The sequence below is a fragment of the Pseudomonas sp. P5_A2_2 genome (assembly GCF_054177685.1).
Genome location: NZ_JBGCUL010000004.1, coordinates 1 through 13,468, shown reverse-complemented (window position 1 = coordinate 13,468; position 13,468 = coordinate 1). Strand labels below are relative to the sequence as shown.

The following is a 13,468-nucleotide window of genomic DNA, read 5'->3' as shown; positions in this document are numbered from 1 at the left end:
GTTGCCAGTGCATAAAGCGGCAGATCAGATGATCTGCCACTGGAACGCTGTGGCGTGGCCCTACATCAACCGCTTGCGTTCGCTCGAAGGCGCGATCCCGAGGGATTCGCGGTACTTGGCGACGGTGCGGCGAGCCACCTGAATGCCTTGTGCCTCCAGTAAACCAGCGATCTTGCTGTCACTCAATGGCTTTTTCTGATTTTCCGCGGCAACCAGTTTTTTGATGATCGCGCGGATCGCCGTGGACGAGCATTCGCCGCCTTCGGAGGTGCTGACGTGACTGGAGAAAAAGTACTTCAGTTCATAAATGCCCCGGGGGGTATGCATGAACTTCTRGGTGGTCACCCGTGAAATCGTCGACTCATGCATGCCGACCGCTTCGGCGATGTCATGCAGGACCAGCGGCTTCATGGCTTCGTCGCCATATTCGAGGAAACCACGCTGATGCTCGACGATCTGGGTGGCAACCTTCATCAGGGTTTCATTGCGGCTTTGCAGGCTCTTGATGAACCAGCGGGCTTCCTGCAACTGATTGCGCATGAACGTGTTGTCGGCGCTGGTGTCGGCGCGGCGCACGAAACCGGCGTACTGGGCGTTGACCCGCAGCCGTGGCACCGACTCCTGATTCAGCTCCACCAGCCAGCGCTCGTTGTCCTTGCGCACGATAACGTCAGGAACGACGTACTCGGCTTCGGTGGACTCGATCTGCGAACCCGGGCGCGGGTTGAGGCTCTGGACCAGCTCGATGACCTGGCGCAGTTCATCTTCCTTGAGCTTCATGCGGCGCATCAGCTGGCTGTAGTCGCGGCTGCCAAGCAAGTCGATGTAATCGGTGACCAGGCGCTTGGCCTCGGCCAGCCAAGGGGTCTTGGCGGGTAGCTGGCGCAATTGCAGCAGCAGGCATTCGCCCAGGTTACGGGCGCCGATGCCGGCGGGCTCGAATTGCTGGATGCGGTGCAGGACCGCTTCGATTTCGTCCAGTTCGATGTCCAGTTCCGGATCGAAGGCGTCGAGGATTTCCTCGAGGGTTTCGTCCAGGTAGCCCTGATTATTGATGCAGTCGATCAGGGTCACGGCGATCAGGCGATCGGTGTCGGACATCGGGGCCAGGTTCAGTTGCCACAGCAAGTGGCTTTGCAGGCTTTCGCCGGCCGAAGTGCGGGTGGTGAAGTCCCACTCGTCGTCGTCATTGCTGGGCAGGCTGCTGGCGCTGGTCTGGTAAACGTCTTCCCACGCGGTGTCGACGGGGAGTTCGTTGGGGATGCGCTCGTTCCAGTCACCCTCATCGAGGTTATCGACCGTCGGGGCGCTTTCCTGGTAGGAGGGTTCCTGGATGTCGGCGTTGGGCTTCTGTTCGGCGTTGTCGGCCAAGGGGTCGGTGTTATCGAAGTCGTCGCCTTCTTCCTGGCGTTCGAGCATCGGATTGGACTCCAGGGCCTCCTGGATTTCCTGCTGCAGGTCCAGGGTCGACAATTGGAGCAGGCGGATAGCCTGTTGCAGCTGCGGTGTCATCGTCAGCTGCTGGCCCATTCTCAAGACTAGCGATGGTTTCATGGCAGGGGCTTAACACCTTATTCGCCGGCGCACACGCGCCATCCACTACAGGGCGCCGGGGCGCCAAACTTAAGCAAATTATATGCCTGAAACTGAAGGGTTTGCCTAGAGCGCTGTAACAATAAAAGCTGCAAAGTTTTGTTGACAGGTTGCTCCGGCTGGCTCCTGAACATCTTTGAAGCGTCGGGTTTGCCTAGAGCGCTGTAACAATAAAAAAGAGTTGATTTTTTATCGAGACAAGCGCTTGTCGACTGCTCTGGTGCCTCGGTGTCTTACAGGCGGAATTCGTGGCCCAGGTACACTTCCTTCACCAGGTCGTTGGCCAGGATGGTTTCAGCGTCGCCTTCGGCGATCAGTTGGCCGTCGTTGACGATGTAGGCGGTTTCGCAGATATCCAGGGTTTCACGAACGTTGTGGTCGGTGATCAGCACGCCAATGCCTTTGGCCTTGAGGTGGTGAATGATCTGCTTGATGTCCCCGACCGAAATCGGGTCCACGCCGGCGAAGGGTTCGTCGAGGAGGATGAATTTCGGGTTGGTGGCCAGGGCCCGGGCGATTTCCACGCGACGGCGCTCACCACCGGACAGGCTCATGCCGAGGTTGTCGCGGATGTGGCTGATGTGGAATTCCTGCAGCAGGCTTTCCAGCTCCTTGCGACGACCGGCCTTGTCGAGTTCCTTGCGAGTCTCGAGGATGGCCATGATGTTGTCGGCCACCGACAGTTTGCGGAAGATCGATGCTTCTTGCGGCAGGTAGCCGATACCGGCCTTTGCGCGACCGTGCATCGGCTGGTGGCTGACGTCCAGGTCATCGATCAGGACGCGGCCCTGGTCGGCCTGTACCAGACCGACGATCATGTAGAAGCAGGTGGTCTTGCCGGCGCCGTTCGGGCCAAGCAGGCCGACGATCTGACCGCTGTCGATGGACAGGCTGACATCGCGCACGACCTGGCGGCTCTTGTAGCTCTTGGCCAGATGCTGAGCTTTCAGAGTTGCCATTACTGGGCCTTATTCTCGTCGGTTTTCTTCTTCGGCTGGATCACCATGTCGATACGCGGACGTGCCTCGGTGACCTTGCTGCCCGTGGCGCGACCGGCGCTGGCGAGCTTCTTGACCGTGTCGTAGACGATTTTTTCGCCCTGGGTGACGTTGTTGTCCTTGTCGACAACCTTGGCCYTGTCGATCAGTACGACCCGGTTTTGCGCGGCGTGATACTGGATCGTCACGCCCCAGCCCTGAACAGGCTTGGTATCGCCAGCGGTTTGCAGTTGCTCGAAGTACGCCAGGTTGCCCACCGAGGTCACTACGTCGATGTCGCCAGTCGGGGTGCGGGTGATGGTCACGGTGTTGCCGGTCACCTTCATCGAGCCCTGGGTGATGATCACGTCACCCTTATAGGTAGCAATACCTTGCTTGTCGTCCAGTTGGGCATCGTCGGCCTGAATGCGGATAGGCTGCTGTTGATCTTCCGGCAGAGCCCAGGCGCTCACGCTTCCCAGTGCTGCGCCCAGACTGAGCAAAATCGGGAGGGTTTTAACGAGCCTCATACTGTCCTCTTACGTTCGATAGCAGGTGTATCCTGCTTTCTTTCAAATACGCTTTCATTCCCTTGCCAGTCGATACACCGCCAGCGCCGTCGATTCTAACGTCTTGCTCGGTCTGCGCATATTGCTGCTGCGGGAACACGGTCATGCGGGTGCTGGTGATCAGGGTTTTACGGTTTTTCTCGTCGAAGCGCGTGATGCGCACGTCATCGATCAGCTCGACCTGTGTGCCATCAGGGTTGACCTCGCCGTGCAGGCTCTGGACGTGCCATGGGTATTCAGTGCCGCGGAATACATTCAGGTCGGGGTTGGTCAGCAATGTCACCTCGGTGGCTTTCAGGTGCTCGACCTTGTCCGACACCAGATCATATTGCAGCTTGCCGTCCGGCAGGTACTGCACGCTGTGGGCGTTGATGGCGTAATAGTCGATCGCGCTTTCATCGACCGGCGTTACCGGCTTGTCGAGGAAGCGTTCCGGGCTGATGTTCCAGTAGCCAACCGCGGCGAATATCGCTGCGATGCAACTGAACATCAGGGTGTTGCGAAATTTTTTGCTCAGCATAGTGGGCTCACAGGTACGCTGCATTGGCCGCATCGAGGCGGTCCTGGGCGCGCAGGATCAGTTCGCAGAATTCGCGAGCGGCGCCTTCACCACCACGGGCGAGGGTGATGCCGTGAGCGTGTTCACGCACGAAGCTGGCGGCATTGGCCACCGCCATGCCCAGGCCGACGCGGCGAATCACCGGCAGGTCCGGCAGGTCGTCGCCGAGGTAGGCCACCTGTTCATAGCTCAGGTTGAGTTGGGCCAGTAGTTCGTCGAGCACCACCAGTTTGTCCTCGCGCCCCTGATACAGATGCGGGATACCGAGGTTCCTGGCTCGCCGTTCGACCACCGGGGTCTTGCGGCCACTGATGATGGCGGTCTGCACGCCGGCGGCCATCAGCATCTTGATACCCTGACCATCGAGTGTGTTGAACGTCTTGAATTCGCTGCCGTCTTCGAGGAAGTACAGGCGGCCATCGGTCAACACGCCATCGACATCGAACACCGCCAGTTTGATCTGTTTGCCGCGTTGCAACAGGTCCGCACTCATTACATTACTCCTGCACGAAGCAAGTCGTGCATGTTCAGGGCGCCGACCGGGCGGTCTTCGCTGTCGACCACGACCAATGCGTTGATTTTATGGTCTTCCATGATTTTCAGCGCTTCGGCGGCGAGCATCTCGGCGCGCGCGGTCTTGCCATGGGCTGTCATGACCTGGTCGATGATGGCGTTGTGGATGTCGATACCGTGGTCCAGTGTGCGGCGCAAGTCGCCGTCGGTGAAGATTCCGGCCAGTTTGCCGTCGGCTTCCAGAATGACGGTCATGCCCAGGCCCTTGCGGGTCATTTCCATCAGGGCATCCTTGAGCAGGGTGCCGCGCTGGACCTGCGGCAGTTCCTGGCCTGCGTGCATGACATTTTCCACTTTCAGCAGCAGGCGTCGGCCGAGGGCGCCGCCGGGATGGGAAAAGGCGAAGTCTTCGGCGGTAAAGCCACGGGCTTCCAGCAGCGCGACTGCCAGGGCGTCGCCCATGACCAGGGCGGCGGTGGTCGACGAGGTCGGTGCCAGGTTCAGCGGGCAGGCTTCGTGCTCGACGTGAACATTCAAGTTGACCTCGGCGGCCTTGGCCAGCGCGGAGTCAGGATTGCCGGTCACGCTGATCAATTGAATGCCCAGGCGCTTGATCAGCGGCAGCAGGGTCACGATTTCATTGGTGGAGCCGGAGTTCGAGAGCGCCAGAATGATGTCGTCGCGGGTAATCATGCCCATGTCGCCGTGGCTGGCTTCAGCCGGGTGCACAAAAAATGCCGTGGTGCCGGTGCTGGCCAGAGTCGCGGCGATCTTGTTGCCGATGTGCCCCGACTTGCCCATGCCGACCACGACCACGCGGCCTTTGCTGGCCAGAATCATCTCGCAAGCGCGTACGAAATCAGCATCGATATGGGGCAGCAGGCCTTGCACGGCTTCTACCTCGAGGCGGATGGTGCGTTGTGCTGATCGAATCAGGTCGCTGGATTGGCTCATGTCAGAAATCGTATAGCCTGAAGAAAAGTCGGCGATTATAACGGTAATGATCGAATCCCTCACGCAAGTTCGTCGCGCATTGTTATTACCTGTTACGGGAAACCTTCTAAATGGGGCTTTCAACCGGTCATTCAGTTGAACATGCCCCGGCTTTGGCCTTGGGCGCGCAGCCTTTGCAGTGATATAGTTCGCCGCCAGTTCGGCCTGCCCGGGAGGGATGTGCTTTTGTCAGAAAGCCAGGCGTCCGAGTGAGAGGCTGCATCGCAAGGAGTTTAGATGAGTGCCGATAACGCCTACGCGGTCGAGCTGAAGGGACTGTCCTTCAAGCGCGGTGCGCGCAGCATTTTCAATAATGTCGATATCCGTATCCCGCGCGGCAAGGTCACAGGCATCATGGGGCCTTCCGGGTGTGGCAAGACCACGCTTTTGCGTCTGATGGGTGCCCAGTTGCGGCCTACCAGGGGCGAAGTCTGGGTCAACGGTCAGAATCTGCCAAAACTGTCGCGCAGCGACCTGTTCGATGCACGCAAGCATATGGGCGTGCTGTTTCAGAGCGGCGCACTGTTCACCGACCTCGATGTCTTCGAGAACGTCGCCTTTCCGTTGCGGGTCCATACGCAACTGCCGGATGAAATGATCCGCGACATCGTCCTGCTCAAGCTGCAGGCTGTGGGCTTGCGCGGTGCCATCGACCTGATGCCCGACGAGCTTTCCGGCGGCATGAAACGCCGTGTTGCGCTGGCCCGGGCGATTGCGCTCGACCCGCAGATCCTCATGTACGACGAACCCTTTGTCGGCCAGGACCCCATTGCAATGGGCGTTCTGGTGCGCCTGATTCGTTTGCTCAACGATGCTCTGGGCATCACCAGCATCGTGGTGTCCCATGATCTGGCCGAGACCGCGAGCATTGCCGATTACATTTATGTGGTGGGCGATGGTCAGGTGTTGGGGCAGGGGACGCCGGACGAGTTGATGAACTCGGATGAACCGCGCATTCGTCAGTTCATGACCGGCGAACCCGACGGCCCGGTCCCGTACCACTTTCCAGCGACGGATTACCGCGCAGATCTTCTGGGGAAGCGCTGATGCGCAGGATTTCATTGATAGAACGCGTTCGCCGCTTTGGCCAGGCCGGCATCGATGTGTTGGCGGTGTTCGGGCGTTCGAGCTTGTTCCTGTTCCATGCCTTGCTTGGCCGGGGCGGAATCGGTGGCGGTTTCGGGCTGCTGATCAAGCAGTTGCATTCGGTGGGCGTGATGTCCCTGGTGATCATCGTGGTCTCCGGGGTGTTCATCGGCATGGTGCTGGCGCTCCAGGGCTTCAACATTCTTTCCAGCTATGGTTCGGAGCAGGCCGTCGGGCAGATGGTGGCGCTGACGCTGCTGCGTGAGCTGGGGCCGGTGGTGACTGCCTTGCTGTTCGCCGGGCGCGCAGGTTCGGCGTTGACCGCCGAAATCGGCAACATGAAGTCCACCGAGCAGTTGTCCAGCCTGGAAATGATCGGGGTTGACCCGCTCAAGTACATCATCGCGCCACGCTTGTGGGCCGGTTTCATTTCCCTGCCGGTGCTGGCGATGATTTTCAGCGTGGTGGGTATCTGGGGCGGCTCGTGGGTAGCTGTCGACTGGCTGGGAGTCTATGAAGGTTCCTACTGGTCGAACATGCAGAACAGCGTGACGTTCACCGACGATGTGCTCAACGGGATCATCAAAAGTATCGTCTTTGCCTTTGTCGTGACCTGGATCGCCGTATTCCAAGGCTATGACTGCGAACCCACTTCCGAGGGGATCAGTCGTGCCACTACCAAGACCGTTGTATATGCCTCGTTGGCAGTACTCGGCCTGGACTTTATTCTGACCGCCTTGATGTTTGGAGATTTCTGATGCAAAACCGCACCCTGGAAATCGGTGTCGGCCTTTTCTTGCTGGCTGGCATCCTGGCTTTGCTCTTGTTGGCGTTGCGGGTCAGTGGCCTGTCCCCGACTCCGAGCACTGATACCTATAAACTTTACGCCTACTTCGACAATATCGCCGGTTTGACGGTCAGAGCTAAAGTGACCATGGCCGGTGTGACCATCGGCAAGGTCACGGCCATCGATCTGGATCGCGACAGTTTCACCGGTCGGGTGACCATGCAGCTGGAAAAACGCATCGATAATCTTCCGGCGGACTCTACTGCATCTATCCTGACCGCTGGCCTGTTGGGCGAGAAGTACATCGGTATCAGCGTGGGCGGGGAAGACACCCTGCTCAAGGATGGTGGAACCATCCATGACACGCAGTCATCGCTGGTGCTCGAAGACCTGATCGGTAAATTCCTGCTCAATACCGTTAGCAAAGAAGCTAAATGAGGAACTGTTAAATGATCTCTACCTTGCGACGTGGCCTGTTGGTAATACTCGCGGTGTTTCCGTTGGTGTCCCACGCCGTGGCGGCGCCTTCCGCGCACGATCTGGTACAGGACACCACTAATCGGATGCTGGCCGATCTGGCGGCCAACAAAGAAAAGTACAAGCAGGATCCGAAAGACTTTTATGCGGCGCTGAACACCATCGTCGGGCCGGTCGTGGATGCCGAGGGTATTTCCAAGAGCATCATGACGGTCAAATACTCGCGCAAAGCCACGCCTGAGCAAATGAAGGCCTTTGAAGAGAACTTCAAGAAGGGGCTGTTCCAGTTCTATGGCAATGCCTTGCTCGAGTACAACAACCAGGGCATCACCGTTGATCCGGCCAAGGATGAGTCGGGCGACCGTACCAGCGTTGGCATGACCGTCAAGGGCAGCAGCGGCGCGATCTATCCGGTGTCCTATACGCTGGAGAAGATCAACGGCGAGTGGAAACTGCGTAACGTCATCATCAACGGCATCAACATCGGCAAGCTGTTCCGCGATCAGTTCGCCGATGCGATGCAGCGCAATGGCAACGACCTGGACAAGACCATCAATGGTTGGGCCGGGGAAGTCGCCAAGGCCAAGGAAGCCACCGACAAGAAACCAGGGCAGTCAGCCCAATGAGTGAGTCGGCAGTCCAGATGGACGAAGCGGGCGAGCTGCGACTCAGTGGCGTGCTGGATTACCGCACCGGCCCTGGCCTGCGCGAGCAGGGCAAGGCGCTGATCAAGGCCAGCACGGCCGCTGCGCTGGTGCTCGACTGCTCGGCGGTGACCAAGTCCAGCAGTGTCGGTTTGTCGTTGCTGCTGTGCTTTATCCGCGATGCGCAGGCGGCCGGCAAGGCCCTGAGCATCCGCGGGATGCCGGAAGACATGCGTGAAATCGCTCAGGTCAGCGAGATGACCGAGCTGTTGGCGCACCCCTGACACGCATCTATAAAGAAGCCCCCCGTCCGAGTCCTGCTTGGCGGGGTTCGCAGGCGCGGGGCTTTTTTGTATGATGTCCGACCCGCGCGCACAGGGCGCCGAATGAGGTTGAGCATGCAGGCCAACGAAGTTAAGAGCTTTCTTGAAGGAAAGCTGCCCGGAACGAAAGTAGAAGTCGAGGGCGAAGGCTGCAATTTCCAGCTGAACGTGATTAGCGATGAACTGGCGGCATTGAGCCCGGTCAAGCGTCAGCAGCAGGTCTATGCCCATTTGAACCCGTGGATCGTCGATGGCAGCATCCATGCGGTCACTATGAAATTTTTCAGCAGCACGGCCTGGGCCGAGCGCACCTGAGCCCAAGGGCGTCGAGATTCTTATGGATAAATTGATTATTACCGGTGGCGTTCGTCTTGATGGCGAAATCCGCATCTCCGGGGCAAAGAACTCTGCCCTGCCGATCCTGGCTGCCACCTTGCTGTGCGATGGCCCGGTGACCGTGGCCAACCTGCCGCACCTGCACGACATCACCACCATGATCGAGCTGTTCGGCCGCATGGGCATTGAACCGGTGATCGACGAGAAACTCGCCGTCGAAATCGACCCGCGCACCATCAAGACCCTGGTCGCACCGTACGAACTGGTTAAAACCATGCGTGCGTCGATCCTGGTGCTGGGCCCGATGGTTGCCCGTTTCGGTGAAGCCGAAGTCGCCTTGCCTGGCGGTTGCGCCATCGGTTCGCGTCCGGTTGACCTGCACATCCGTGGCCTGGAAGCCATGGGCGCGGTCATTGACGTCGAAGGCGGCTACATCAAGGCCAAGGCACCTGAAGGTGGCCTGCGCGGTGCGCACTTCTTCTTCGATACCGTCAGCGTGACCGGTACCGAAAACATCATGATGGCCGCCGCCCTGGCCAAGGGCCGTAGCGTGCTGGCCAACGCCGCTCGCGAGCCTGAAGTGGTCGACCTGGCGAACTTCCTGAACGCCATGGGCGCCAAGGTTTCCGGCGCCGGTACCGACACCATCACCATCGATGGCGTCGAGCGTCTGCACACCACCACTTATAAAGTGATGCCCGACCGCATCGAAACCGGCACCTACCTGGTGGCGGCGGCGGTGACCGGTGGTCGTGTGAAGGTCAAGGATACGGATCCGACCATCCTCGAAGCCGTTCTGGAAAAACTCCGTGAGTCCGGTGCCGAAATCACCTGCGGCGAAGACTGGATCGAGCTGAACATGCACGGCAAGCGTCCGAAAGCCGTCAACGTGCGGACCGCTCCGTACCCGGCGTTCCCGACCGACATGCAGGCACAGTTCATCTCCCTTAACGCCATTGCCGAAGGCACCGGTGCCGTGATCGAGACGATCTTCGAAAACCGCTTCATGCACGTGTACGAACTGCATCGCATGGGCGCCAAGATTCAGGTCGAAGGCAATACGGCTATCGTTACCGGCACCGAGAAACTCAAAGGCGCGCCAGTCATGGCCACCGACCTGCGCGCTTCGGCCAGCCTGGTCATCTCGGCACTGATCGCTGAAGGCGATACCCTGATCGATCGCATCTACCACATAGACCGTGGCTACGAGTGCATCGAAGAGAAACTGCAGATGCTGGGCGCGAAGATCCGTCGCGTTCCGGGCTAGTACCTGCTGCATGGGCATAAGGATGTGCCCGTTGATTTGTTGAAGTCGAGCCGTTTTCGGCTCGACGTGTGTCCGGCGCCATTTGCGACCGGGCATGAGTACCTTGATAAGGACTGACGTTTCCCATGTTGACCATCGCACTGTCCAAGGGCCGCATCCTTGACGACACCTTGCCGCTTCTGGCTGAAGCGGGCATCGTGCCGACCGAGAATCCGGACAAGAGCCGCAAGCTGATCATTCCCACGACCCAGGAAGATGTACGCCTGCTGATCGTGCGTGCCACCGATGTGCCGACCTATGTCGAACATGGTGCTGCCGACCTCGGCGTCGCTGGTAAAGATGTGCTGATGGAATACGGCGGCCAGGGCCTGTACGAGCCGCTGGACCTGCAAATTGCCCAGTGCAAGCTGATGACTGCAGGCAAGGTCGGCGCGGTCGAGCCCAAGGGCCGCCTGCGTATCGCTACCAAGTTCGTCAACGTTGCCAAGCGCTACTACGCCGAACAGGGCCGTCAGGTCGACATCATCAAGCTCTACGGCTCGATGGAACTGGCACCTCTGATCGGCCTGGCCGACAAGATCATCGACGTGGTCGACACCGGCAACACACTGCGGGCCAACGGCCTGGAGCCACAGGATTTCATCGCGGCCATCAGCTCCCGACTGATCGTCAACAAGGCTTCGATGAAAATGCAGCACGCCCGTATCCAGGCGTTGATCGACACCCTGCGCAAGGCAGTGGAGTCTCGACACCGCGGCTGATTCACCCGCGCGACGTTAAGTCGCGCCCGTCTATCCGCCTCATAGCCAGAATTCTCAGGTGCCCAAGCGGATGGAGTGCTAGCTTCGGGCGCCTGAGTTTTTTGCCAATCCTATGAGGCTCTCGCTATGACCGCACCGACTGCAATTCGCCGACTCAACGCTGCTGACCCGGATTTTGCGCATCATCTGGATCATCTGCTGAGCTGGGAAAGTGTGTCTGACGACTCGGTCAATCAGCGAGTGCTGGACATCATCAAGGCCGTGCGTGAGCGTGGCGACGCGGCACTGGTGGACTTCACCCGTCAGTTCGACGGCCTGGACGTGAAGTCCATGGCCGACCTGATCCTGCCGCGTGAGCGTCTGGAACTGGCGCTCACCCGCATCTCCGTGGCCCAACGCGAAGCCCTGGAAGTCGCCGCGGCTCGTGTGCGCAGCTACCACGAAAAACAGAAGCAGGACTCCTGGAGCTATACCGAAGCCGACGGCACCGTGCTGGGCCAGAAAGTCACGCCGCTGGATCGCGCCGGCCTGTACGTACCGGGCGGCAAGGCATCGTACCCGTCGTCGGTGCTGATGAACGCGATTCCAGCCAAGGTCGCTGGCGTCACTGAAGTGGTCATGGTCGTGCCGACCCCGCGCGGTGAAATCAACGAGCTTGTGCTGGCAGCGGCCTGCATCGCCGGTGTCGACCGCGTGTTCACCATTGGCGGTGCTCAGGCCGTTGCCGCATTGGCTTACGGTACCGAAAGCGTGCCGAAGGTCGACAAGGTGGTCGGTCCGGGCAACATCTATGTCGCCACCGCCAAGCGCCACGTGTTTGGCCAGGTCGGAATCGACATGATCGCCGGCCCTTCGGAAATCCTTGTGGTGTGCGACGGCCAGACCGATCCGGACTGGATCGCCATGGATCTTTTCTCCCAGGCCGAGCACGACGAAGACGCCCAGGCCATTCTGGTCAGCCCCGACGCCGAGTTCCTCGACAAGGTCGCCGCCAGCATCGCCAGGCTGATGCCGACCATGGAGCGCGCCGCGATCATTGAAACCTCGATCAATGGCCGTGGTGCACTGATCAAGGTGCGTGACATGGAGCAAGCCATCGAAGTCGCCAACCGCATCGCGCCGGAGCACCTCGAATTGTCCGTTGCCGATCCTCACGCCTGGCTGCCGCAGATCCGCCACGCTGGCGCGATCTTCATGGGCCGTCACACGTCCGAAGCCCTGGGTGATTACTGCGCAGGCCCGAACCACGTGTTGCCGACCTCCGGCACTGCGCGCTTCTCTTCGCCGCTGGGTGTGTACGACTTCCAGAAACGCTCGTCGATCATCTTCTGCTCCGAGCAGGGCGCGTCCGAGTTGGGCAAAACCGCTTCCGTGCTGGCCCGTGGCGAGTCGCTGACCGCGCACGCCCGTAGTGCCGAATATCGCATCGTTGACGACAAGCAGGGGAACTGAACATGAGTAAATTCTGGAGCCCGTTCGTCAAGAATCTGGTGCCTTACGTCCCGGGTGAGCAGCCGAAGCTGGCAAAGCTGGTGAAGCTCAACACCAACGAAAACCCGTACGGCCCATCGCCAAAAGCCCTTGCGGCGATGCAAACCGAACTGAATGACAACCTGCGTCTGTACCCGGACCCGAACAGCGATCTGCTCAAGCAAGCCGTCGCCAGGTACTACGGCGTACAAGGCAATCAGGTGTTCCTCGGCAACGGTTCAGACGAAGTGCTGGCGCACATCTTCCACGGTTTGCTGCAGCACGATCAGCCGCTGCTGTTCCCGGACATCAGCTACAGCTTCTACCCGGTCTACTGCGGGTTGTACGGCATCAAGTTCGATGCGGTGCCGCTGGACGAGCAGTTCCAGATCAACCCGGCGGACTACGCCAAACCGAACGGCGGGATCATTTTCCCCAACCCGAACGCACCGACCGGTTGCCTGTTGGCACTGGAAGCTGTGGAGCAGATTCTCAAGGCCAGCCCGGATTCGGTGGTGGTGGTCGACGAGGCTTACATCGATTTCGGCGGCGAGACGGCAATCACGCTGGTCGATCGTTATCCGAACCTGCTGGTGACCCAGACCCTGTCCAAGTCCCGTTCCCTGGCCGGTCTGCGGGTTGGCCTGGCGGTCGGGCATCCGGACCTGATCGAGGCGCTGGAGCGGATCAAGAACAGTTTCAACTCCTATCCGCTGGATCGCATGGCCAATGTCGGCGCTGCCGCCGCGTTCGACGATCGCGAGTATTTCGACAAGACCTGCCGGTTGGTGATCGAGAATCGCGAGAAGGTCGTTGCACAGCTAGAGGAGAAGGGTTTTGAAGTGCTGCCATCGGCGGCGAACTTCATCTTCGCTCGCCACTCCCGGCACGATGCGGCGGGGCTTGCGGCGAAGTTGCGTGAGCAAGGCGTGATCGTCCGGCACTTCAAGCAGGAACGGATTGCCCAGTTCCTGCGGATATCCATCGGCACGCCAGAGCAGAATCAGGCGCTGATCGACGGACTAGGCGACCTCTAAACCACCACTGCCCCCTGTAGGAGCGAGCCTGCTCGCGATGGTGTGTCAGATAAATCAACGGTGACTGACACACCAT

At 59.7% G+C, this 13,468-nt stretch carries 16 protein-coding genes; 10 read left to right on the top strand and 6 right to left on the bottom strand.

Annotated elements, in window-relative coordinates; all coding sequences use genetic code 11:
• Positions 1 to 60 precede the first annotated feature (60 nt).
• The 6 genes from ACXRVY_RS01270 to ACXRVY_RS01245 form a co-directional block, all read right to left on the bottom strand.
• Positions 61 to 1,554 (bottom strand): RNA polymerase factor sigma-54, encoded by a 1,494-nt coding sequence (locus tag ACXRVY_RS01270; RefSeq protein ID WP_458236964.1) that lies wholly within the window; start codon positions 1,552 to 1,554, stop codon positions 61 to 63.
• Between the two features lie 272 nt (positions 1,555 to 1,826).
• Complete coding sequence (lptB, locus tag ACXRVY_RS01265) at positions 1,827 to 2,552, bottom strand: LPS export ABC transporter ATP-binding protein (RefSeq protein WP_008054366.1); 726 nt, start codon at positions 2,550 to 2,552, stop codon at positions 1,827 to 1,829.
• Positions 2,552 to 3,100: a lipopolysaccharide transport periplasmic protein LptA gene (lptA, locus tag ACXRVY_RS01260; RefSeq protein ID WP_458236963.1), complete on the bottom strand. Its 549-nt coding sequence runs from the start codon at positions 3,098 to 3,100 to the stop codon at positions 2,552 to 2,554. Before lptA ends, lptB begins: the two co-directional genes overlap by 1 nt.
• The gene (lptC, locus tag ACXRVY_RS01255) at positions 3,087 to 3,659 is read right to left on the bottom strand and encodes an LPS export ABC transporter periplasmic protein LptC (protein WP_223458705.1); all 573 of its coding nucleotides are present in this window, start codon (positions 3,657 to 3,659) and stop codon (positions 3,087 to 3,089) included. Before lptC ends, lptA begins: the two co-directional genes overlap by 14 nt.
• Before the next feature lie 7 nt (positions 3,660 to 3,666).
• A complete protein-coding gene (locus ACXRVY_RS01250; protein WP_007970265.1) occupies positions 3,667 to 4,191 on the bottom strand; it encodes a KdsC family phosphatase in 525 nt (174 codons plus the stop codon).
• The gene (locus ACXRVY_RS01245; RefSeq protein ID WP_223458707.1) at positions 4,191 to 5,165 is read right to left on the bottom strand and encodes a KpsF/GutQ family sugar-phosphate isomerase; all 975 of its coding nucleotides are present in this window, start codon (positions 5,163 to 5,165) and stop codon (positions 4,191 to 4,193) included. Before ACXRVY_RS01245 ends, ACXRVY_RS01250 begins: the two co-directional genes overlap by 1 nt.
• Before the next feature lie 276 nt (positions 5,166 to 5,441).
• On the opposite strand from ACXRVY_RS01245, the gene ACXRVY_RS01240 reads away from it, so the two are divergent.
• The 10 genes from ACXRVY_RS01240 (at position 5,442) to hisC (ending at position 13,392) form a co-directional block, all read left to right on the top strand.
• Positions 5,442 to 6,251: an ATP-binding cassette domain-containing protein gene (locus ACXRVY_RS01240; RefSeq protein WP_108218207.1), complete on the top strand. Its 810-nt coding sequence runs from the start codon at positions 5,442 to 5,444 to the stop codon at positions 6,249 to 6,251.
• The gene (gene mlaE, locus ACXRVY_RS01235; protein WP_223458710.1) at positions 6,251 to 7,048 is read left to right on the top strand and encodes a lipid asymmetry maintenance ABC transporter permease subunit MlaE; all 798 of its coding nucleotides are present in this window, start codon (positions 6,251 to 6,253) and stop codon (positions 7,046 to 7,048) included. The genes ACXRVY_RS01240 and mlaE overlap by 1 nt, the downstream gene beginning before the upstream one ends.
• Positions 7,048 to 7,515: an outer membrane lipid asymmetry maintenance protein MlaD gene (gene mlaD / locus ACXRVY_RS01230; RefSeq protein ID WP_007970271.1), complete on the top strand. Its 468-nt coding sequence runs from the start codon at positions 7,048 to 7,050 to the stop codon at positions 7,513 to 7,515. Before mlaE ends, mlaD begins: the two co-directional genes overlap by 1 nt.
• Positions 7,516 to 7,526: 11 nt before the next feature.
• The gene (locus ACXRVY_RS01225) at positions 7,527 to 8,180 is read left to right on the top strand and encodes an MlaC/ttg2D family ABC transporter substrate-binding protein (RefSeq protein WP_223458713.1); all 654 of its coding nucleotides are present in this window, start codon (positions 7,527 to 7,529) and stop codon (positions 8,178 to 8,180) included.
• Positions 8,177 to 8,482, top strand: a complete 306-nt coding sequence (locus ACXRVY_RS01220; protein ID WP_223458715.1) for an STAS domain-containing protein — start codon at positions 8,177 to 8,179, stop codon at positions 8,480 to 8,482. The genes ACXRVY_RS01225 and ACXRVY_RS01220 overlap by 4 nt, the downstream gene beginning before the upstream one ends.
• A 114-nt stretch (positions 8,483 to 8,596) precedes the next feature.
• Entirely contained in the window at positions 8,597 to 8,836 is a 240-nt protein-coding gene (locus tag ACXRVY_RS01215; protein ID WP_108218211.1) for a BolA family protein, read from the top strand.
• A gap of 22 nt (positions 8,837 to 8,858) precedes the next feature.
• A complete protein-coding gene (murA, locus tag ACXRVY_RS01210) occupies positions 8,859 to 10,124 on the top strand; it encodes a UDP-N-acetylglucosamine 1-carboxyvinyltransferase (RefSeq protein WP_223458718.1) in 1,266 nt (421 codons plus the stop codon).
• A 125-nt stretch (positions 10,125 to 10,249) separates the two neighbouring features.
• Positions 10,250 to 10,885, top strand: coding sequence for an ATP phosphoribosyltransferase (gene hisG / locus ACXRVY_RS01205; RefSeq protein WP_008018703.1), 636 nt, complete (start codon positions 10,250 to 10,252; stop codon positions 10,883 to 10,885).
• A gap of 126 nt (positions 10,886 to 11,011) precedes the next feature.
• Positions 11,012 to 12,337, top strand: coding sequence for a histidinol dehydrogenase (gene hisD / locus ACXRVY_RS01200; RefSeq protein WP_223458720.1), 1,326 nt, complete (start codon positions 11,012 to 11,014; stop codon positions 12,335 to 12,337).
• Between the two features lie 2 nt (positions 12,338 to 12,339).
• Entirely contained in the window at positions 12,340 to 13,392 is a 1,053-nt protein-coding gene (gene hisC, locus ACXRVY_RS01195; RefSeq protein WP_223458722.1) for a histidinol-phosphate transaminase, read from the top strand.
• Positions 13,393 to 13,468 lie beyond the last annotated feature (76 nt).

Coding starts and splice junctions, on each gene's coding strand:
- lptB (WP_008054366.1), bottom strand. CDS start 2,552: ATGGCAACTCTGAAAGCTCAGCATCTGGCCAAGAGCTACAAGAGCCGC.
- lptC (WP_223458705.1), bottom strand. CDS start 3,659: ATGCTGAGCAAAAAATTTCGCAACACCCTGATGTTCAGTTGCATCGCA.
- ACXRVY_RS01250 (WP_007970265.1), bottom strand. CDS start 4,191: ATGAGTGCGGACCTGTTGCAACGCGGCAAACAGATCAAACTGGCGGTG.
- ACXRVY_RS01245 (WP_223458707.1), bottom strand. CDS start 5,165: ATGAGCCAATCCAGCGACCTGATTCGATCAGCACAACGCACCATCCGC.
- ACXRVY_RS01240 (WP_108218207.1), top strand. CDS start 5,442: ATGAGTGCCGATAACGCCTACGCGGTCGAGCTGAAGGGACTGTCCTTC.
- mlaE (WP_223458710.1), top strand. CDS start 6,251: ATGCGCAGGATTTCATTGATAGAACGCGTTCGCCGCTTTGGCCAGGCC.
- mlaD (WP_007970271.1), top strand. CDS start 7,048: ATGCAAAACCGCACCCTGGAAATCGGTGTCGGCCTTTTCTTGCTGGCT.
- ACXRVY_RS01225 (WP_223458713.1), top strand. CDS start 7,527: ATGATCTCTACCTTGCGACGTGGCCTGTTGGTAATACTCGCGGTGTTT.
- ACXRVY_RS01220 (WP_223458715.1), top strand. CDS start 8,177: ATGAGTGAGTCGGCAGTCCAGATGGACGAAGCGGGCGAGCTGCGACTC.
- ACXRVY_RS01215 (WP_108218211.1), top strand. CDS start 8,597: ATGCAGGCCAACGAAGTTAAGAGCTTTCTTGAAGGAAAGCTGCCCGGA.
- murA (WP_223458718.1), top strand. CDS start 8,859: ATGGATAAATTGATTATTACCGGTGGCGTTCGTCTTGATGGCGAAATC.
- hisG (WP_008018703.1), top strand. CDS start 10,250: ATGTTGACCATCGCACTGTCCAAGGGCCGCATCCTTGACGACACCTTG.
- hisD (WP_223458720.1), top strand. CDS start 11,012: ATGACCGCACCGACTGCAATTCGCCGACTCAACGCTGCTGACCCGGAT.
- hisC (WP_223458722.1), top strand. CDS start 12,340: ATGAGTAAATTCTGGAGCCCGTTCGTCAAGAATCTGGTGCCTTACGTC.